The organism is Microbacterium sp. NPDC090225 (assembly GCF_044772365.1).
Classification (GTDB): Bacteria; Actinomycetota; Actinomycetes; order Actinomycetales; family Microbacteriaceae; genus Microbacterium.
Map to the genome: position 1 here is coordinate 413861 of NZ_JBIVYS010000001.1, position 19057 is coordinate 432917.

Here is a 19057-nt window from a genome sequence, read left to right on the forward strand (position 1 = left end):
CCTCCTGTTCTGAGCAGGAGGGGCGCTTTCACGTGCGTATGACGTCGCTCAGCCGCCGCGGACGAGCAGGCCGCTCTCATAGGCGAGGATCACGAGCTGGGCACGGTCGTGAGCACCGACCTTCGTCATGATGCGGTTCACATGCGTCTTGGCGGTGTGCGGCGAGATGAAGAGGTCCGCGGCGATCTCCTGGTTGGACCGTCCCCGCGCGACCATCAGCAACACTTCGCGCTCGCGGTCGGTGAGCGATTCGAGCTCGGCGACTCCCGGCACCGGCGCTCCGCGCACGGGCATCGCGACGAAGCGATCGATGAGTGCGCGCGTCGCCAGGGGTGAGAGCAGTGCGTCGCCGGCGTGCACGGAGCGCACGGCCCGGGGGATCTCATCGGGCTCGGCGCCCTTGCCGATGAAGCCGCTGGCGCCGGCGCGAAGCGCCTGGACGAGATACTCGTCCTCCTCGAACGTGGTGAGGATGAGCACGCGCACGCCCTCGAGACCCGGCGTGCCGCAGATCCGGGTGGTCGCCTCGATGCCGTCGAGGACGGGCATCCGGATGTCCATGATCACCACGTCGGGGCGGCGTGCCGCGACGAGGTCGACCGCTTCCCGCCCGTTGGCGGCCAGGCCGACGATGTCGAAGTCGTCCTGAGCGCCGAGGATGTCGGCGACCGCCTGACGGATCAGGGCCTGGTCGTCGACCACGAGAACGCGGATCATGACTGCTCCTTCGATCGGGGCATTCGGGCCTGGATCTTCCAGCCGCTGCCGTCGGGTCCGGCGTCGACCGTGCCCCGCACCGATGCCACGCGCTCCCGGAGACCGACCAGACCGAGTCCGGAGGAATCCTCGACTGCGCGCGCCGGCGGCATCACCATCGGATTGGTGACCGAGATCCTCAGCTCCTCGTCGTCGGTGTGGAGCAGGAGGTGCGCCCGATGCTCGGCGCCGTGCTTGTGCGCGTTCGTGAGCGCCTCCTGCACGACTCTGTAGGCGACGAGACCGGTCGCACCGGTGACGCCCTCCAGGTCGCCCTCTCGGCGCACCGTGACCTCGAGGCCCGACGCGGCGAACTGCGCGACCAGATCATCGATCCGGTCCATGCCCGCCTGCGGGACCGACGCCTGCTCGCCGTCGTCGGTCGTTCGCAGCATCGACATGAGGTCTCCGATCTCGCCGAGCACGATTCGTGCAGCGCCGCGGATCGTGGCCAACGCCTGCTTGGCCTTCTCGGGTCGATCGTCGATCACCGATGTCGCAACGCCCGCTTGCAGACTGATGACCGCGATCTGGTGCGCGACCGCGTCGTGCAGATCCCGCGCGATGCGCAGCCGCTCCTCGCTCACGCGCCGCTGTGCTTCGGACTCTCGGCTGCGCACCGCGCGTTCCGCGCGCTCGGTGATGGCGGAGATGTAGTCGCGCCGTGAGCGCGCCGCGTCGCCGAGCGCGGTCGAGAGCGCCACGATCAGCCCGAACTGGAACGCACGCGGGTCGTACACCGAGCCGATCGCCGACAGCAGCGACAGCAGCATCACCGCGACGACGGCGCACGCGGCGATCAGCAGGGCCCGCCGACGGGTCGTGCGCAGTGTCACCTGGTACATCGCGAGTCCGATCGCGATCCCGATGCCGGGGGAGAGGATGCCGGTGGCCGCTGCCGCACCGAAGTTCACCAGGAGCGCGGCGAGGGTGAGCAGAGGCCATCGCCGTCGCCAGGGGACGAGCAGGAGGGGTAGGAGCACGAGCACGAGGGAGGGCACGCTCGTCGGCCGGAAATCGGGGATCGGTGTCGGCGCCAGGGCGAACACGAGCACGACGATCGACACGAGGACATCGGGGAGCCACACCGGCATGCGCGGGCGCGGGTCGGCAGGCGCCTCGGGGACGTCCGTGAGCTCTGCCATCCCCACAGTCTGCCGTGGAACGCAGGCCGCTGCGTCCGTTCCCCGGGTCATCGGGCGTACTACGGACGCGGTAGACGCGGGACGCGGCGGAGGGATGCGCGGACCCCGAGGTGCGAGGGACGCTGATACCCGTCGATCCGATTGGAGTCTTCCGATGCCCGCACCCCTCCTGCAGATCAGGGATGTCCACAAGTCCTACGGGCGTGGCCCGACCCGCTTCGATGCGTTGAAGGGGGTGAGCTTCGACGTCGCGGAAGGCGAATCGATCGCGATCGTCGGCAAGAGCGGCTCCGGCAAGTCGACGCTCATGCACCTGCTCGCGCTTCTCGACGCTCCCGACACGGGATCGATCGCCCTGGAGGGCACGGACACGGCACGACTGCGGGGCGCGCAGCTCAACCGCACACGCAACAAGACGTTCGGTTTCGTGTTCCAGCAGTTCTTCCTCACCGGCGGGAACAGCGTGCTCGAGAACGTCATCCTGCCGCTGAAGATCGCGGGTGTCCGAGCGGGCGAGCGTCGCCGACGCGGCATGGCCGCGCTCGAGCAGCTCGACCTCGCCGACAAGGCGCGGAACAAGGCCGTGGACCTCTCCGGAGGGCAGAAGCAGCGCGTCGTGATCGCGCGCGCACTGGTGAACGATCCGCGCATCATCTTCGCCGACGAGCCGACGGGCAACCTCGACAGCGCGACGGGCGCGGTGGTCGAGGACATCCTGTTCGGACTCAATCGCGAGCACGGCATCACGTTGATCGTCGTCACCCACGACGAGGATCTCGCGGCGCGCTGCGATCGGCGGATCGTCATCCGCGACGGACGCATCGTCGACGAGACCGAAGGGGAGGTCGCCGCATGAGGGCCGCGGACCTCGTCGGCTCGGCGGTCTCGAACACGTTCCGGGCGAAGACCCGCACGATCCTCACCATCCTCGCCATCTTCGTCGGAGCGTTCACGCTCGCACTGACCGGCGGCCTGGGCACCGGCATCAACCGGTACATCGACGACACGGTCTCGGGAGTCGGAGCATCCGATGCGATGAGCGTCACGCGGGCCGCGGACGACTCGGGAACCCTGCCGGGCGCATCCGGCGGGGCGCCCCGGGAGTACGACCCGGATGCCGTGTCGAGCGGCATCCCCGGGCAGACGGTGATCGCGCTGGCTCCCGACGACATCGCCGAGATCGAGGGGATCCATGGCGTCGTGCGCGTGGACCCCACTCGCACGATCACCCCCGACTTCATCCGGGTGGGCGACGGTACGCCGTTCGTCGCCTCGGTCGGGAGTCTCATTCCGGGACAGACGACCGTGCTCGCCGCCGGAACCGATCCGGACGACGACGCATCGGAGACGGAGGTCGCGCTCCCCGCTGCGTACGTCGATGCCCTCGGGTTCGCCGATGACGACGATGCGCTCGGCTCCACCATCACGCTGGGGATCACGGACGCCACGCGCACGTCGCACACGATCGAGGCGGTCGTGGTCGGGATCACGGAGGAGGCTCTCGCGAGCCCGACCGGCTCGAGCATCCTCGTGAACCAGGCGATGAGCGACGCGCTCTTCGCGGCCCAGACGACCGGGCTGCCCGCGGAGCAGGCGGACCGCTTCGCGTCGGCGACCGTGTGGTTCGCGCCGGACGCGACGGACGACGAGGTCCAGGCCCTGAAGGATCGCCTGGCCGATGCCGGATTCATCGGGACGACCGTGGCCGACCAGCTCGGCACGATCACCAGCGTCATCGATGGAATCGTGCTCGTTCTCAACGCCTTCGCGATCATCGCCCTGCTGGCTGCCGCGTTCGGGATCGTCAACACGCTGTACATGTCGGTGCAGGAACGCACGCGTGAGATCGGTCTGATGAAGGCGATGGGCATGAGCTCCGGGCGAGTATTCGGGCTGTTCAGCCTCGAAGCCGCCTTCCTCGGATTCCTCGGGAGCGCGATCGGGGTCGGGATCGCGATGCTCGCCGGCGCGGGGATCAGCGCGGTCCTCGCCGAGGGGCTCCTCGCCGACCTGCCCGGATTGACGTTGATCGCCTTCGATCCGGTCTCGATCGTGTCGATCATCGCGCTCGTGATGGTGATCGCCTTCCTCGCCGGCACCCTGCCCGCCGCTCGGGCGGCGCGGGCCGATCCCGTCGAGTCCCTGCGCTACGAGTGAGGCGCGGTCGGCGGCTGTGGTCCGGGGCTCACGGCCGGGACCACAGCCGCTCGACCGCGACCTCGCGCCCGAGGACCCGGGTCGCCGCGCGGTGCCCCGAGAGGAGGGCGGCGGGTACGGTCGCCGGGTCATCGGTCCAGGTCGCTTCTCCGGCGATGTGCAGCCTGCCGCCGATCGGGGTCGCCAGGTCGTCGTGGTCGGCGGTCGACGAGCCGAGCGTCATGTAGGCGTAGGCGCCGTGGGCGAACGGGTCGTCCTGCCATCGCGTGCGATTCACCGCGACGGGGGTCGGCACGTCGGCACCGAACAGCCGTCGCAACTGGGCGAGCACCGACTCCACGACCTGATCGTCGTCCCAGTCCCGCGTCTCCTCGGCTGCCGGGCCCGCGGCGAAGGTGAGCAGTGTCGGCTCGTCGTGCAGCGCGGTGAGGTCGTACCAGGAGTGCCACCAGCGCCCCTCGGGCCCCTGTTGGCGGATCGCATAGACGTCATCGTCCCAGAACCGCGTGGGGAAGCGGAGGAAGACCTTCTCGAACGCGTTCATGCGAAGACGCGACAGTGCTCCCGCGTTCGGCTCGGGCAGCGCGGGGTCGATCACCAGTGCGGGGGACTGCAGGACCCCGACCGGAACCGTGAGCACCGCTGCCGCCGCGCGGAAGATGCCGTGCGCAGTGGTGGCGACGACGCCCTCCTCCGACCAGTCCACGCGGGTGACGACATGGTCGAGCCGGACGTCGAGGCCCTCCGCGAGGTGCGTCGCCAGGCGGTCGTACCCGTCGGGGAAGACGACCTCGTCGCCGTCGATGGTGTCGTCGTCGAGGCCGTGAGCCGCGAGGTCCTCGATCCAGGCGCCGTACTGCTCCTCGGCGCGGTGCTCGAGGTACTCGCGCACCCGCTGCGCGCGGTCGGCCGTCCATCCCTGGACCGCGAGGGCCGACTCGGTCACATCTCGATACGACGCATCGGCTGCCGACGCGGCGATGATCTCGCGCAGTGCGGCATCCACGGCATGGATGTCGGAGACGTAGGCGCGGGCATCCGCATCGGACAGGCGGATGCCGTCAGGGCCGTAGTGAGCGATCGGGCGGCTGTCGGGCTGGTAGCCCCCGACCGTGAACTCCCGCGTGCGCATACCGAACGCGGTGGCGGCGGCCGCGACCGGGCTGCCGTCGACACCGTGGATCCACGAGGCGCCGAGATCGGTGATCCTGCCGTCCGTGCGATCCGTCGTCACGCGGCCCCCGACGCGGTCCCGCGCTTCGAGCACGACGACGCCCAGCCCCTCCGCGCGGAGAAGCCGGGCGGCCGAGAGGCCGGCGATTCCGGCGCCGATCACGATCGCGTCAGAGGTGTGCATGAGGGCTCCTTCGCCGGAGGGCATCGCAGGGTCTGATCCCGACGTTAGTCAGTCGGGCCCCGCGGAGGGAAGGGGCTCGGGCGACGGCCGGGACAGATCGCGTCGGGTCCCGGCCATCGCCCCGCGATGCGCGTCAGTTCGACTGGACGAGGATCTTCGTCCCGGCGCCGCCGCGGAGGGCGTGGATCGCGTCCACGACGCCGTCCAGCGGTACCTGCTTCACCCACCCGGTCGTGTCGTACACGCCCTCCGCCATCGCGGCGATGACGGCATCGAAGTCTTCGGGCAGGTATGCCAGCGCGCCGGCGATTTCGGTCTCGGCCATCACCAGCTGGGTCGGCAGGAAGTCCATCGTGCGCTCATGGATCGCGACGACGACGACCCGGCCACCCGGCACGAGGCTCGCGAGTGAGGAGGCGACGGCCGGGCCGGCACCGGCGGCGTCGAATGCCACATCGACGCCGTCGCCGTCGGTCAGAGTGGCGACGGCGGCGGCGAGGTCTTCGGTCACCGGGTCGACGACCGTGGCGCCGAGAGCCGCGATGATCGCGCGTCGATCGGCGCTCGGCTCGGAGACCAGCACCTTCTCGATTCCGCGGGCCTTGAGGGCGAACCACACGCCGATGCCGATGGGGCCGGCTCCGGCGATGAGGGCGGTTCCGCCCGCCTCCGCACCGCTGCGCGAGACGGCGTGCCACGCGACCGCCATCGGCTCTACCAGGGCGCCGAGACGCAGGTCGACGTTCTCGGGGAGCACGTGCAGCTTCGACGCGTCGACGGTCGTGAATTCGGCCATTCCGCCGCCGTCCGAGCTCAGGCCGTGGAAGCCGATCTTCTGGCACGCGTTGTACATTCCGCGCCGGCAGGCGGCACACTCACCGCAGTAGTAGATGGGCCAGACGGCCACCCGGTCACCGACCGAGACGCCGTCGACGCCCGCGCCGAGCTCGACGACGGTGCCCGAGAACTCGTGTCCGAGGATCTGGGGGAGCGTCGACCCCGTCAGCGGATGGGGGTGCTCGAAGTCGAGCCCGGCCGCCTCCGGCGTGTAGTAGACGTGCAGGTCGGAGCCGCAGATGCCCGCGAAGGCGTTGCGCAGCTTCACCTGCCCGGCGCCGGGGGAAGGATCGGCGACCTCCTCGATGCGGAGGTCCTCCCGTGCGTGGAAAACTGCGGCCTTCATCCTTCTCTCCATTTCCGGTGGCCGTCAGCGCAGCCACCACTCCGGGGACGCCGCGAGGATGAGCCTCACGGCGCGGTCGATGTCGTCGTCGCCGTTGCGCAGCCACTCCTCGATGGAGCCGACGGTGCCGGCGGCGGCGTACGCGAATGCGATCCGCATCGCTGCGGGGTCGTCGTGGAAGACCGCGGGCACGATCTCGGGGTGCAGACTCACCCAGAGCTCGAGTCCCGACCGGATGGACCGCTCGAGATTGCTGCGCACGGGAGCGGCGAGCAGGGGGTGCATCGCGCCACGGTAGACGTCGGCGCGGCGGACGACGTGCTCGAGCAGTGCCCGCTCGCCGTCGCCGATCGCATCGGTGCGGGGGAGGATCTCCATCGCTTCGGCGATCTCGGACGAGAGGGCGTCGGCGAGGAGATCGACGGGGCTCTCGGCGTGCCGGTAGAACGTGTCGCGCGTCACGCCTGCGGCGGCGCAGATGGCGGAGGCGGTCACGTCGGCGATCGGCATCCGTCCGGCCAGGTCGAGGACGGCATCCCGGAGGTGTTCCCGTGAGCGTCGCGCCCGTGCATCCATGTCTCCGAGTTTATCCGACAAGTGTCAGATAGGGCGTATCGTGGCGGACGAAGACGGCACCATGACGGTGCCGGAGAGAGGAAGTCATGTCAGGGTTCGAGAACAGCGTCGCGGTCGTCACCGGCGGAGTGTCGGGGATCGGAGCGGCGATCACGCGCCGCCTCGTCGACAGGGGTGCGAAGGTGTTCGTCGCCGACATCAACGCGGATGCCGTGGCCGCCGCCACCGAGACGTTCGGCGAGAACGTGGCGGGCCTGCGCATCGATGTCACCGACGAGCAGTCGATGGAGGCGCTGTTCGCCGCCGCTGTCGAGCGCTTCGGTCGTATCGATGCGGTGTACAACGTCGCCGGCGGCTCCAAGCCCGCTCGCGTCATCGATATGGATCTTGCGACCTGGGACTTCAACATCAAGTTGAACCTTTACGGCGCGTTCTTGGGCACGAAGCTCGGCGCGAAGCAGTTCCTCGCCCAGGGCAGTGCGGGTTCGATCGTCAACATCGCGTCGCTGAACTCCCAGGTGCCGATGCACTTCGGTGCCGGATACTCGACGGCGAAGGCCGGTGTCGTGATGCTCACGAAGAACGCCGCGCTCGAGCTCGCCGAGCACGGCATTCGCGTGAACGCGGTATCGCCCGGTCTGGTGGCGACGCCGCTCACCGGGGGACTGCTGGCCGTGCCGGGAGTCATCGAGACGTACCTCGACCGCATCCCGGCGAAGCGTGCCGCCGAGCCCGACGAGATCGCCGGCGTCGCCCTGTTCCTCGCCTCGGCCGACGCGTCGTACGTCAACGGCGAGAACATCGTCGTCGACGGTGCTTGGGCGACGACCGGCTATCCGGATCTGCGCCCCTTCATGGGCTGAGTCGAGGGCTCACAGCGGAACGACCAGGGGCGTCCCGGCGTGCGGGTCGGGGATCACGGAGCAAGCCAGTCCGAAGACCTCCTCGACTCGTGCGGCCGTGACGATCGTGGACGGATCCCCGGATGCCACGATCTCGCCGTCGCGCATCATGATCATGTGATCGGCGAAACGCGCGGCCTGATTGAGGTCGTGCAGCACGGCCACGACCGTGCGCCCCTCGCCGTGGAGCCTGTGGAACAGGCGGAGCAGGTCGTACTGGTGCGCGATGTCGAGGAACGTCGTCGGCTCGTCCAGCAGCATCGTCGGCGACTGCTGTGCGAGCAGCATCGCCACCCAGACGCGCTGGCGCTGTCCACCGGAGAGCTCGTCGACCAGGCGCCCCGCGAGCTCCGTCGTGCCCGTCGCGGCGAGGGCGGCGGCCACGGCGGCCTGGTCGGTGTGCGACCACTGCCGGAGGATCGTCTGGTGGGGGTGACGGCCACGGGCGACGAGATCGGAGACGCGGATGCCGTCGGGGGCGAGCGATGTCTGGGGGAGCAATCCGAGGCGCCGCGCGATCTCCTTCGTCGGCAGTTCGGAGATCGCCCGACCGTCGAGCAGCACCTGTCCGGTCGTCGGCCGCAGCAGACGCGCGAGCGCACGCAGCAATGTGGACTTGCCGCAGGCGTTCGGCCCCACGATGACTGTGAACGAGCCCGAGGGGATCTCGACGTCGAGGTGCTCCGACACCAGGCGGCCGTCGTACCCGATCGTGAGGTCGTCGCCCTGCAGACGTGCACGAGTGAGAGTTCCGGCCGTCGCAATCGTCTTCTGTGTCATCGTCTTCTCGGTCATCGTCTTCTCGCTTCCTGGATGAGCAGCCAGACCAGGTAGACCCCGCCGAGGCAGACGGTGACGAGGCCGACGGGGATCTGGGTCGGGGCGAAGAGCCGCTGCGCGAGAACATCGCTCGCGACGAGCAGCAGTGCGCCGAGAGCGGCGGATGCCGTGAGGGTGACGCTCGCCGAGCCGGTGAGGCGGCGGGCGATCTGCGGTGCCGCAAGGGAGATGAAGGCGATCGGTCCTGCCATCGCGGTGACGACGGCGGTGAGCCCGACCCCGAGGATCACGAGCGTCAGACGCACTCCTCCCGTGCGCACGCCCAGGGCGGAAGCCGCGTCGTCGCCGAGCTCGAGCATGTGGAGGCGGTCGGCGAGCAACGCGACGGCGATCGCGATGGGAATGATGACGCACGCGGCGATGCCGACCTGCTCGGCCGTGATGAGGTTGAGGGAACCGGCACCCCAGGCGCTGGCCAGCAGCGCGACGTTGAGGCTCGCGTTCAGGATGATCCAGGTGTTCACCGAGGCGAGCATCGACGCGATGCCGATACCGACGATGATGAGCCGGAACCCCGTGAAGCCGCGACGGAACGCCAACAGATAGACGACGAGCGCCGTCGCTGTGCCGCCGATGAGGGCGGCCGCAGCCGTCGACGCGACGCTGACCCCGAACGTCGTGATCACGATCAATGCGCCGGTGTAGGCCCCCGCGTCGAAGCCGATCACATCGGGGCTGCCGAGAGGGTTGCGCGTGAGCGATTGGAAGATCGCGCCGCCGATGCCGAGCGCGACGCCGAACACGAGTGCGCCCAGCACGCGGGGCAGACGCCATTCGATGATCACGAGCTCGGCCCGGGGCTCCCCGAAGCCGAGGAGCGTCGCGACGACCTCGCCCGGGCTGAAGACGGCGTCGCCGAGGGTGAGCGCGAACACGCCGATCGCGATCGCGAGCGCGGTGGCGGCGAGGGTGACGATCGTCGCGCGCACACCGATGCGTCGGGAGAAGAACGGCGTCTGCGGTGTGAAGACCCGGCGGCCGGCATCCACCGGAGGAGTCAGGAGATCGGCGCTCACAGTCCGCTCACCTTTCGACGGCGCACGAGGGCGATGAGGACGGGGGCCCCGATGATCGCCGTCACCACCGAGACGGGCAGTTCGCCCGTGCGGAGCACGAGTCGACCCGTCACGTCCGCGGTGAGGAGCAGGAGAGGCGCGGCGAAGACGGTGCCGAGGAGGATCCAGCCCTGATGGGGACCGACGAACCAGCGCACGGCGTGCGGCACCATCAGGCCGACGAACGCGATCGGACCGGCCGCAGCGGTGGCCGCACCGCAGAGCAGCGTCACGGCGACGATCGAGAGCACGCGCGTGAGGGCGACGCGCGATCCGAGGGCCGTCGCGAGGTCGTCGCCGAGCGCGAGGGCGTTGAGAGACGGCGCGAGGCAGAATGCGAGCACGAGGCCGATGAGCACGAAGGGCAGCACGGTGTAGACGTCCGGGGTGAGGGAGGTCAGCGAGCCCGCATTCCAGCTGCGCATCCGATCGAAGACGCTCGGGTTGAGGAGTCCGATCGCGGCGACCACGCCTCCCATCACGGCGCCGAGCGCAACACCGGACAACGTCATCCGCAGGGGATCCGGAGCCGTGCGCCCGGCCGAACCGATGAGATACACGAGGACAGTCGCCGCGATCGCGCCCGCGAACGAGAACCAGATGTACCCGCTCGCCGCACTGACGCCGAAGAAGGCGACGCCGATCACGACGCCCAGGCTCGCGCCCGCGTTCACGCCCAGGATGCCGGGATCGGCCAGCGGGTTGCGGGTGAAACCCTGGATCAGGGCCCCGGCGATGCCCAGCGCCGCGCCGACCGCGAGCCCGACGATCGTGCGGGGGATGCGCATCCCCTGCACGATCGCGCCGGCATCGCCCGTACCGACCGTGAGGCCGTGCCAGACGTCGGCGGGCGAGATCCGCTGCGAGCCGAACAGCACGCTCGCCACGCAGACGAGCGCGAGGGCGCCGGCGAGGATGAGTACCACCAGGCCGCGGCGTGCCACCGAGACCTGCGGTGCTTTCTCCGCGACGAGCGTCGAGGTCATGCCGCGCACCTCACAGCCCGAGCTTCTCCAGCTCGGCGTCGTAGGCGTCCTCGATCTCTTCCTCGGAGCGACCGTCGTCACTCCACATGGCCATCAGGCGTGCGTGCGTGTCTTCGTCGAGGGATTCGTATCGTTCGCGCCAGGCTTCGGCGTTTTCGGTCCAGTAGCCGAGGATCTTGTAGTCGGTCGCCGCGAGCTTCAGCTCGTGACGGAGGTGTTTGCGCACACCGCGCGTGGCCTTCGTCTCTCCGGCGACCCACACGTATCCACGCCCCGTCGGGAGCTCGGACGCGCGCAGGATCTCTTCGATGCGCGTGGGACCGTGCCCGTTGCCGCCGTGCACCCAGTGCAGCTCGACCCCGTCCGGGGTGGCGATGGACAATTCGTCGTCTGCCGAGGCGACCTCGACGACCACGCGGGTGCGGACGCCGGCGGGCGCGTTCTCCGCGAGACGGGCCGCTGCGGGAAGCCCGGTGGCGTCGGCGATCAGGAGCTGCCACTCGATGTCGGCGGGAGCCGCGTAGAGCGCCTTCGGCGTGTTGACGCCGAGGACGTCACCCGGCTGGGCGCGCAGCGCCCACGCCGCGGCGATTCCCCCGTCGTGCACGACGAAGTCGACGGTGAGCTCGCGCGCCGAGGCATCCCAGTCCCGCACCGTGTACGTGCGCATCGGGGCCGGGTCCACGCCCTCCGGGAAGTCCCAGTAGCCGTCGTCGGTCGGGAACGGCAGGTTGGGCTCGATCTGCCCTTCGGCCGGGAAGAAGACGCGGAAGTACTCGTCGCCCACCCCGGTGGTGACGAAGCCGTCGAGGCCGTCGCCGCCGAAGACGATCCGCATCATGCCCGGGCTCAGTCGTTCGACGCGCTGCACCACGATGCGGTGCACGAGGTTGACGGTCATCCGAGGAGCGCCTTCTCGACGACGGTGAGGAACGCGTCCATGCCGCTGGGAGAGCCGTAGATCATCTCGTAGTTGTAGGGGTAGTACTCGCCGCTCTGAACGAACGAGAGGTTCTGCCAGATCGCGTTCTGCTTCAGGGCCTCGTCCTCCTCGACCCAGACGGTGCCATCCTCTTCGGCTCCGGTGAAGACGACGTCGATGCCGTCGAGTTGTCCGACCTGTTCGGGGCTCAGCTCCGCGTACTCATCGCTCGCGGGCAGGCCGTCCTCCGTCGCGTTCATCAGCGGCGCCATCTCCAGGCCGAGGTCGGCGAAGACGAGGCAGGGAACGCCGTAGCACGATGCGGTGACCTGACCCTCCCAGTAGCCCACGTCGGCGACGACGGGGTGGATGTCGGCGGCGTCGAGGCGGGAGCGGATGTCGGTGATGCGGGCCTCGTACTGGTCGACCCAGGCCTGCCACTGCTCTTCGCGGCCGAGGTCGGTCGCGGCCTTCGCGACGACGTCGCGCCAGTCGCCTCCGTCGAACGCGTTGTACGTGTAGGTCGGGGCGATCTTCTGGAGCTGACCGTCGAGATCCTCCTCGTAGCCGAGTCCGTTGAGGATGAAGTCCGGCTCCGCCTCGAGCACGGCCTCCAGGTTGAACTCGGGGAAGTTGCCGAACGTCTTCAGGCCCGCCAGTTCCTCCTGCGGGAAGAAGTCCGGGAAGGCCGTGAAGTCGTCGCGGATCGGCTGGGTGTCTGCGAGATCGAAACCCAGGGTGATCAGGATGTCGAGGTCGGTCGTGTAGAAACCGAGCGCTGACGTCGGCGCGGCGGGGATCGTGATGTCGACGCCGGCCGGAGTCGTGAGTTCCACGGTGTCGTCCGCGGTGGACGATCCGCCGGCCGAGGAGGCGGCGCACGAGGTGAGGAGGAGGCAGGTCGCTGCGAGCGCGACGAAGGACACGGGCGTGGAGCGCATGGAGTGGTCTTCCGGGAGGGGATCGGGGAGACGAGGCTTAGGTAAGGCTCGGCTTACCCAGTATGGATCTGCCCGATGTCGCGCAGATGCCACACCGTGTCGAGATCACGCCGACTTCGCCGGCTCCTCACCGCGTCGAGAGGCGTATTCGCCGGGCGTGCGCCCGACCTCGCGCCGGAACGCCTGGACGAAAGCGCTCGGGGTCGCGTAGCCGGAACGCCGGCTGACATGCGCGACCGTGTAGTCGGCGGAGAGCCATTCGATCGCGCGTCGCATGCGCGCGCGGGTGCGCCAGGTCGAGAAGCTCAGGCCGGTCTCGGCGACGAACAGGCGCGAGAGGTTCCGGGCGCTGGCGCCCACGTGATGCCCCCACTCCTCGATCGAACGGTCGTCGGAGGGGTCGGAGAGCAGCGCCTCGGCGATGAGTCGGGTGCGCATGTCGAGGGGGAGGGGCAGGTCGACGGCGGATGCTTCGACCGGCTCCAGAAGACTGACCGCGAGTTCCTCCGCGTGCAGACGCGGGCCCGCGCGAAGGTACGGCGTGGCTTCGAGGCGGTCGAGCACGGCGCGCATCACCTCGGGCATGGCGACCACGGTCGTGCGAGGAGATGGGGAGGTGATGTCGCCGTCGATGAAGGTGCAGCGGAACGAGGTGCCGGCCGTGGCGATCACTCGATGGGAGATGCCGGCGGGGATCCACAGTCCCTGAGTGGCGGGGATGGCGAAATGTCCGTGCTCGGTCTCGACGGTGAGTACGCCGCGCGCCCCCCAGAGCAGCTCGTGCCGATCGGGGTGACAGTGGGTGTCCCAGGCGGCGCCGTCGACGACATCGAAATCGTTCGTTCCGATACGCCAGACGACGCTCTCTTCGGAGCCGGTATCGGTGAGCGACATGGAGCCTCCGCTTGCCTTCCCGCGGGTAGATTAGGACACCCTAAGTTACCACGGTGACGTGCCCTCCCGCGGAGAGCGAGGGAAACGAAGAAGCCCCGCTCCGTCGAGACGACGGGCGGGGCTTGATCTGTGGGCGATACCGGACTCGAACCGATGACCTCTTCCGTGTGAAGGAAGCGCGCTACCAACTGCGCCAATCGCCCATGACCCAGGGGGTCGAGAAACGATACTACCGGACGCGTGCGGGCCGTGACGACCATCCGGGGAGACACGCGCGAGATTCGCTTCCGGTTTGGACAGTCGCCGATCATCGGCTAATGTTTCATAAGTGCCCGGGACAACCGGGAACGAAATGCGGATGTAGCGCAGTTGGTAGCGCACAACCTTGCCAAGGTTGGGGTCGCGAGTTCGAGTCTCGTCATCCGCTCGAGTGCAGAGGGTCTTCTTCGGAAGGCCTTCCGCACGTGGGGTCAATCCACACGGTGGCGTGGCCGAGCGGCTAGGCACCGGCCTGCAAAGCCGTTTACACGGGTTCGAATCCCGTCGCCACCTCACTGAGAACTGAATAGCCTTCATAGGCGCGATTGGCGCAGCGGTAGCGCGCTTCCCTGACACGGAAGAGGTCACTGGTTCGATCCCAGTATCGCGCACAGACGAAACCCCCGGTTCATCCCGGGGGTTTTTGCGTTGCCGGTGCCACCCGAACGCAGCGCTCCTATAGTCGGAGCATGGCGAGCACCGAGGTGATCCCGACAGGGGAGGAACTTCCGAGCGCCTCCCGTCGAGTCATCCACCGGCGGTTCGGCGGACCGGAGGTGCTCGAGATCGTCTCACGGTCGATTCCGCGTCCGTCATCGAACCAGGTGCTCGTGCGCGTGGCCGCCGCCGGCGTGAATCCGGTCGACTGGAAGATCTTCAGCGGTGAGCCACTGAACGACAGCTACGAGCGCACCCTCCCGTCCGGCACCGGGTACGACTTCTCCGGTACGGTCATCGGGCACGGCGCTGATGTGGACCCGGCCTGGCTCGGCATCCGGGTGCTCGGCGGACTGCGGTTCCAGGCGATGGCCGACCATCTCGTGATCTCACCCGAGGCGTTGGTCCGCGTGCCCGAGGGCCTCTCGTCGACAGTCGCCGGTGCGCTCAACGTCGTCGGACGCACGTCGATGGCGAGCGTGCGATCCCAACCGATCGAGCCGGGCGAGACGGTACTGGTCAGCGGCGCAGCGGGTGGCGTGGGCGTCCTCACCGCCCAGCTCGCAGTACGCGCCGGCGCTCGGGTCCTCGGAACTGCCGGCCCGCGGAACCACGCGCTTCTCCATGCACTAGGAGTGGTCCCCGTCGCCTACGGCTCCCGCCTGGCCGACCGCGTGCGAAGTGTCGCTCCCGAAGGCGTCGCACGCGCGTTCGACACGGTCGGGTACGGCACCGTCGAAGCCGCGCTCGCACTGGGTGTTCCCCGCGGGCAGATCAACACGATCGCCGACTACGCGGCGATCGCAGCACACGGCGTCGCGAGCGTGGGCGGAGCGGACGCGGGTGCCGCCGAACTGGGAGAGATCGCCCGGCTTCTCGCCCGTGGTGATCTCGAGCTCCCGATCGATTCGGTGTTCGCCCTCGACCGGGTACGGGACGCCTATGCGCGCTCGATCGGCGGGCATGCCGCAGGAAAGATCGTCGTCGCACCCGATGCGGGCCTGATCAGTCGATCCCCTGGCTGACGTAGGCGACCATCCAGATACCCCCGCCGACGATTACCGCGAGGGCGACTCCGAGCGCGGCGGCGAAGCCTCCGCCCCCGTACATCCAGCCAGGGATCAGCGCGCACCCCACAGGTGCATCCGGTTGCCAGGTGCCGACGAGGGGCTTTCGTCGCTTTCGGCGCGCGCAAGCCGCGCGAGGCCTCAGGGGCGCACGGGCGGCAGCATCCGATGCGACAGAGCGCGCACCGAGCGCAGCTTGCGGCCGTGCCTCAGGAAGAGCGCGAGAGCGGTGAGGCGGCGCCGCATGCCCCACCAGGTCACGAGAGACAGCGATTCCGTCACGATCGCTCCGCTCATCTTCGACTCGCCGTGCACGCGCTCGACGAAGGTGATCGGAACCTCGACGACGCGCAGGCCGCGCTCCAACGCGCGCCACAGCAGGTCGACCTGGAAGCAGTACCCCTGCGAAGCGACGTGAAGCAGATCGATCCGTCGCAGCGCGGCGGCGCTGAAGACACGGTAGCCGCCCGTCGAGTCCCGCACGTCGATGCCGAGAGCCAGTCGCGCGTAGAGATTGCCGCCGCGACTGAGGATCTCGCGGTGACGAGACCAGTTGACGACTTCACCTCCCGGAACCCAGCGCGAGCCGAGGACGAGATCGTGGTCAATGAGCTGATCGACGAGCTTGGGCAGTTCTTCGGGACGGTGCGAACCGTCGGCGTCCATCTCGACCAGGGCCCAGTAGTCCCGTTCGAGTCCCCAAGCGAAGCCCGCGAGATACGCGCCGCCCAGGCCGTTCTTCTCGGTGCGATGCAGGACGTTGACCTCCGGGTGGCGAGCGGCGAGGGCATCCGCCAGTTCGCCGGTGCCATCGGGGGAGGCGTCGTCGACGATCAGGATGTCGGCGTCGGCCGCCGCCAGCACGCGACCGACGATGGACTCGATGTTCTCGATCTCGTTGAAGGTCGGGATGATGACCAGGGTCTCGTTCACAGTGTGTCCTTTCGAAGCGTCAGCGGCGGAGTTCGGCGAAGACGATGAGGTTGTCGAGGTAGTGGCCCGTTGACGAGTCGAACACCCCGCCGCAGGTGATCAAACGCAGTTCAGGGGTCGGGACGTTGCTGTACACGGATGCCGTCGGGAACTCCGCCTTCGCGGATTGAATCGACCCACTGACTGTGAAGGTCAGCGTGGATGAATCGGACAGGGTCACCACGATCTCGTCGCCGGTCACCAGGCTCCCGATGCCGGCGAATACGGCGGGGGCCGTGGGCGAGTCCACGTGCCCGGCGATGATGGCCGGCCCGATGGTGCCGGGGATGACACCGTCGGCGTACCAGCCCGCGAGATCGAAGTCGATCGGGGCAGCCAGGCGCCCGGTCGGATCGAGCGCGAGATCCTCCAGCGTCGAGTCGACGCCGATGGCCGGGATCTGCACGCGGGTGGGCACGATATCCTTCACGGCGGCATCCGGGACCGACGGGTCCTGCAATTCACCCGCGGAGAATCCCGTGTCTTCTGCGGTTGCCGAGGACACGGGTTCCGGCGCTCCGTCGACGACACCGCACGCGCTCAGCAGGAGCGCGAGCAGTATCGCGCTCGTCGCTCCGAGCGCGCGCGGTGTTCCGATCCGGCGCATCAGGCGGCTCGCGTTCCGCAACCGCCGAGGGTGTCGTCCGTGAGCATCGCGGTCGACAGCATGACCCACGCGTCGCCGTAATAGGTCGGATACTCCGCCGCCAGCTGCGCGGCGCGTTCGAGATCGATGGTCGCCGCGACGCTGTCACCCGACGCGTACGCGGTCGCCGCGCGCGCGGTGTATCCGAACGCCGATTCCTCGTCGGTGAGCGCTCCGCCCCCGAGGTCCAGGCGAGAAGAGAGACGCTGCTCGCGGTCGAGCGTCGCCAGCGGCAGCGCGGCCAGGGCCACATCACTCGCGGTGCACGACTCGGCGTAACGCAGCATGAGTCGTGGTGCATCGAAGGCATACTGCACGGGGTCGCCCTCGCCCAGCGGGCCGGGCATCGGTTCGATGAGACCATCGGCGTGCACCTGCGCCCAGTCCGGTGGAAGATCGGTCGCCTCGAGGATCTCCGCCGTGACCGCGGCGCTGCCTGCGTCCAACTCGTCCCAGCGCGGGTCTCCCGTTGCCGTGGCGAGCACCTCGTAGGCCACGGGCGAGGCATAACTCGGGTTGTATGCGTACGGCTCGCGCTCCGCGGCCCAGAGGCCGGGCAACAGGATGCGGCCGCGTTCGGTGACTACTGTCATCCGATCCGCGATCACGGTCGCCAGGTCGATGCCGTCCTGGCGCAGGTCATCGCGTCCGAACCGGTCACCGGCGAGGATGAGCGCCCGCGCGGCGTCGAGGTCGGCGTCCGAGGCCGGCTCGTCGTCGACGACCGCCCCGTCGTCCCATCTCCAGGCCATCAGTCCGTCGCCGCGGACGAGCTCGTCCTGGGTCCACGACCAGATCTCGTCGAACTGCTTTTCGTCGTCGGCGATCACGGCGGCGAACAAGCCGTATGCCTGTCCTTCGCTCACCGTGTCACCGCCCTCGTCGTGTCGGACGACGCGGCCGTCGTCGACCCACTCGTCGAGGAACGAGGTCGCGAGCTCCGCGGCGTCGAGCTGGGGGGCATCGGCTCCGTCCGCCGGGAGCGGTGTGGATGCCACCCCGACGTCGGACCCCGGAGGCCCATGGTCGGAGGAGCTCAGGCCGACGGCGAGCGCTGCCGTGCCGGCGGTGATCACGACGGCTCCCGCCGCGATGCCGACGAGTGTGGAACGACGCATCAGCGCACCGCCCCCAGCACCTGCGATGCTGCGTGCGCGAGCCCCGCCATCGAGGAGAGGAATCCGCCGCCGGTATCGACGCCGCCGTCGGGCACGTCGCCCACAGAAGCGCTGTCGAGGATCGGCAGGATCGTCAGGCCGCCGTTCGCCGTGTCGAGGACGAAGAGGGTCGTGACACTACCCGGCTCCACCGAGACGTCTGCGGTGTCGTCCACTCCTTCGCCGGAGAGTTCGAGCGACCAGTCGCCCGCAGGGATCTCGGCGTACCCCGTGGCCGATCCCGCCTTCGCATCCCGCGCGATCGCATCACCCTGGGCGGTCGTGACATCGACCTCGGTGGTGATCGTCGATGCCTGGATGAGGCGGATGCGCGCGGAACCAGCGGCCGGCTCGCTCAAATCGTCGTCGAAGGAACGCACCTGCAGATCATCCGTCGGGCCGTAGGCTGCGACGGTGGTGGCGGTGCCTGCGTCAATCGTCACGGTCTCGGAGATCACGGGCACGTCCGAGCCCGCGGCGCCGGAGGGAACCATGCTGACCGTGTACGTTCCGGACGGCAACTCCTCGTATGCCGAGACGTCACCGTAGCCGACGCCGTCCAGCTCGAACAGTATCGATCCTCCACTTACCGCGGAGACGCGCACATCGACGGATTTCGTGTCGGGGGACAGGTGGCCCAGACGCAACCACCCCGCCTGCTCCGTGGTCGCGGCCGGGACCGTCGAGGTCGGGGAGATGCCGTCGGCCGCGGTCGCTGGCAGGGGTGCCGCGGTGAGCACGAGAAGCGCGGTCGCGCTCGTGGCCAGGGTCGCCTTCAGGTGTGGGAATCGTGAGGTGTTCATGA

General features: G+C 69.0%; 19 protein-coding genes and 4 tRNA genes. 7 read left to right on the plus strand and 16 right to left on the minus strand.

Features of this window, described 5'->3' with window-relative positions; genetic code table 11:
- Positions 1-48: 48 nt before the first annotated feature.
- Both ACIQTT_RS02045 and ACIQTT_RS02050 read right to left on the minus strand, forming a co-directional pair.
- Complete coding sequence (locus ACIQTT_RS02045; protein WP_402785304.1) at positions 49-717, minus strand: response regulator; 669 nt, start codon at positions 715-717, stop codon at positions 49-51.
- Positions 714-1901 (minus strand): histidine kinase, encoded by a 1188-nt coding sequence (locus ACIQTT_RS02050; protein WP_402785307.1) that lies wholly within the window; start codon positions 1899-1901, stop codon positions 714-716. The genes ACIQTT_RS02045 and ACIQTT_RS02050 overlap by 4 nt, the downstream gene beginning before the upstream one ends.
- A 154-nt stretch (positions 1902-2055) precedes the next feature.
- On the opposite strand from ACIQTT_RS02050, the gene ACIQTT_RS02055 reads away from it, so the two are divergent.
- Positions 2056-2757 carry an ABC transporter ATP-binding protein gene (locus ACIQTT_RS02055; RefSeq protein WP_402785310.1) on the plus strand — a complete coding sequence of 234 codons (702 nt, stop codon included), beginning with the start codon at positions 2056-2058 and terminating at the stop codon, positions 2755-2757.
- The gene (locus tag ACIQTT_RS02060) at positions 2754-4058 is read left to right on the plus strand and encodes an ABC transporter permease (protein WP_402785313.1); all 1305 of its coding nucleotides are present in this window, start codon (positions 2754-2756) and stop codon (positions 4056-4058) included. Before ACIQTT_RS02055 ends, ACIQTT_RS02060 begins: the two co-directional genes overlap by 4 nt.
- A 28-nt stretch (positions 4059-4086) precedes the next feature.
- Here the strand turns inward: ACIQTT_RS02060 and ACIQTT_RS02065 are convergent, their stop codons facing one another.
- The 3 genes from ACIQTT_RS02065 to ACIQTT_RS02075 all read right to left on the minus strand — a co-directional run bounded on the left by ACIQTT_RS02065 (position 4087) and on the right by ACIQTT_RS02075 (position 7174).
- Positions 4087-5415, minus strand: coding sequence for a flavin monoamine oxidase family protein (locus ACIQTT_RS02065; RefSeq protein ID WP_402785316.1), 1329 nt, complete (start codon positions 5413-5415; stop codon positions 4087-4089).
- A gap of 133 nt (positions 5416-5548) precedes the next feature.
- Positions 5549-6598 carry a 2,3-butanediol dehydrogenase gene (locus ACIQTT_RS02070; RefSeq protein ID WP_402785319.1) on the minus strand — a complete coding sequence of 350 codons (1050 nt, stop codon included), beginning with the start codon at positions 6596-6598 and terminating at the stop codon, positions 5549-5551.
- 24 nt (positions 6599-6622) lie between these two features.
- Positions 6623-7174, minus strand: a complete 552-nt coding sequence (locus tag ACIQTT_RS02075; RefSeq protein ID WP_402785322.1) for a TetR/AcrR family transcriptional regulator — start codon at positions 7172-7174, stop codon at positions 6623-6625.
- An 86-nt stretch (positions 7175-7260) separates the two neighbouring features.
- On the opposite strand from ACIQTT_RS02075, the gene ACIQTT_RS02080 reads away from it, so the two are divergent.
- Positions 7261-8037 carry an SDR family NAD(P)-dependent oxidoreductase gene (locus ACIQTT_RS02080; RefSeq protein WP_402785325.1) on the plus strand — a complete coding sequence of 259 codons (777 nt, stop codon included), beginning with the start codon at positions 7261-7263 and terminating at the stop codon, positions 8035-8037.
- Between the two features lie 9 nt (positions 8038-8046).
- Here the strand turns inward: ACIQTT_RS02080 and ACIQTT_RS02085 are convergent, their stop codons facing one another.
- From ACIQTT_RS02085 to ACIQTT_RS02115, 7 genes are all read right to left on the minus strand, one after another.
- Positions 8047-8871, minus strand: coding sequence for an ABC transporter ATP-binding protein (locus tag ACIQTT_RS02085; protein ID WP_402785328.1), 825 nt, complete (start codon positions 8869-8871; stop codon positions 8047-8049).
- The gene (locus tag ACIQTT_RS02090; RefSeq protein WP_402785331.1) at positions 8868-9932 is read right to left on the minus strand and encodes a FecCD family ABC transporter permease; all 1065 of its coding nucleotides are present in this window, start codon (positions 9930-9932) and stop codon (positions 8868-8870) included. The genes ACIQTT_RS02085 and ACIQTT_RS02090 overlap by 4 nt, the downstream gene beginning before the upstream one ends.
- A complete protein-coding gene (locus tag ACIQTT_RS02095; RefSeq protein ID WP_402785334.1) occupies positions 9929-10957 on the minus strand; it encodes an iron chelate uptake ABC transporter family permease subunit in 1029 nt (342 codons plus the stop codon). Before ACIQTT_RS02095 ends, ACIQTT_RS02090 begins: the two co-directional genes overlap by 4 nt.
- Before the next feature lie 10 nt (positions 10958-10967).
- Positions 10968-11858, minus strand: coding sequence for a siderophore-interacting protein (locus ACIQTT_RS02100; protein WP_402785337.1), 891 nt, complete (start codon positions 11856-11858; stop codon positions 10968-10970).
- A complete protein-coding gene (locus tag ACIQTT_RS02105) occupies positions 11855-12820 on the minus strand; it encodes an ABC transporter substrate-binding protein (protein WP_402785340.1) in 966 nt (321 codons plus the stop codon). Before ACIQTT_RS02105 ends, ACIQTT_RS02100 begins: the two co-directional genes overlap by 4 nt.
- A 105-nt stretch (positions 12821-12925) precedes the next feature.
- On the minus strand, positions 12926-13714 hold the full coding sequence (locus ACIQTT_RS02110; RefSeq protein WP_402785343.1) for a helix-turn-helix domain-containing protein: 789 nt from the start codon (positions 13712-13714) through the stop codon (positions 12926-12928).
- Between the two features lie 130 nt (positions 13715-13844).
- Positions 13845-13917, minus strand: a tRNA-Val gene (locus ACIQTT_RS02115).
- Positions 13918-14068: 151 nt separating this feature from the next.
- On the opposite strand from ACIQTT_RS02115, the gene ACIQTT_RS02120 reads away from it, so the two are divergent.
- The 4 genes from ACIQTT_RS02120 (at position 14069) to ACIQTT_RS02135 (ending at position 15435) form a co-directional block, all read left to right on the plus strand.
- A tRNA-Gly gene (locus ACIQTT_RS02120) sits at positions 14069-14141 on the plus strand.
- 54 nt (positions 14142-14195) lie between these two features.
- Positions 14196-14266, plus strand: a tRNA-Cys gene (locus tag ACIQTT_RS02125).
- A 26-nt stretch (positions 14267-14292) separates the two neighbouring features.
- A tRNA-Val gene (locus tag ACIQTT_RS02130) sits at positions 14293-14364 on the plus strand.
- A 78-nt stretch (positions 14365-14442) separates the two neighbouring features.
- Positions 14443-15435 carry an NADP-dependent oxidoreductase gene (locus tag ACIQTT_RS02135; protein ID WP_402785346.1) on the plus strand — a complete coding sequence of 331 codons (993 nt, stop codon included), beginning with the start codon at positions 14443-14445 and terminating at the stop codon, positions 15433-15435.
- Between the two features lie 183 nt (positions 15436-15618).
- Here the strand turns inward: ACIQTT_RS02135 and ACIQTT_RS02140 are convergent, their stop codons facing one another.
- The 4 genes from ACIQTT_RS02140 to ACIQTT_RS02155 are packed head-to-tail and all read right to left on the minus strand — an operon-like array spanning position 15619 to position 19055.
- Positions 15619-16410, minus strand: a complete 792-nt coding sequence (locus ACIQTT_RS02140; protein ID WP_402785349.1) for a polyprenol monophosphomannose synthase — start codon at positions 16408-16410, stop codon at positions 15619-15621.
- Between the two features lie 19 nt (positions 16411-16429).
- Positions 16430-17056, minus strand: coding sequence for a class F sortase (locus ACIQTT_RS02145; RefSeq protein ID WP_402785352.1), 627 nt, complete (start codon positions 17054-17056; stop codon positions 16430-16432).
- On the minus strand, positions 17056-18213 hold the full coding sequence (locus tag ACIQTT_RS02150; protein WP_402785355.1) for a glycosyl hydrolase family 8: 1158 nt from the start codon (positions 18211-18213) through the stop codon (positions 17056-17058). Before ACIQTT_RS02150 ends, ACIQTT_RS02145 begins: the two co-directional genes overlap by 1 nt.
- Positions 18213-19055: a DUF4397 domain-containing protein gene (locus tag ACIQTT_RS02155; RefSeq protein ID WP_402785358.1), complete on the minus strand. Its 843-nt coding sequence runs from the start codon at positions 19053-19055 to the stop codon at positions 18213-18215. The genes ACIQTT_RS02150 and ACIQTT_RS02155 overlap by 1 nt, the downstream gene beginning before the upstream one ends.
- Between the last annotated feature and the right edge of the window lie 2 nt (positions 19056-19057).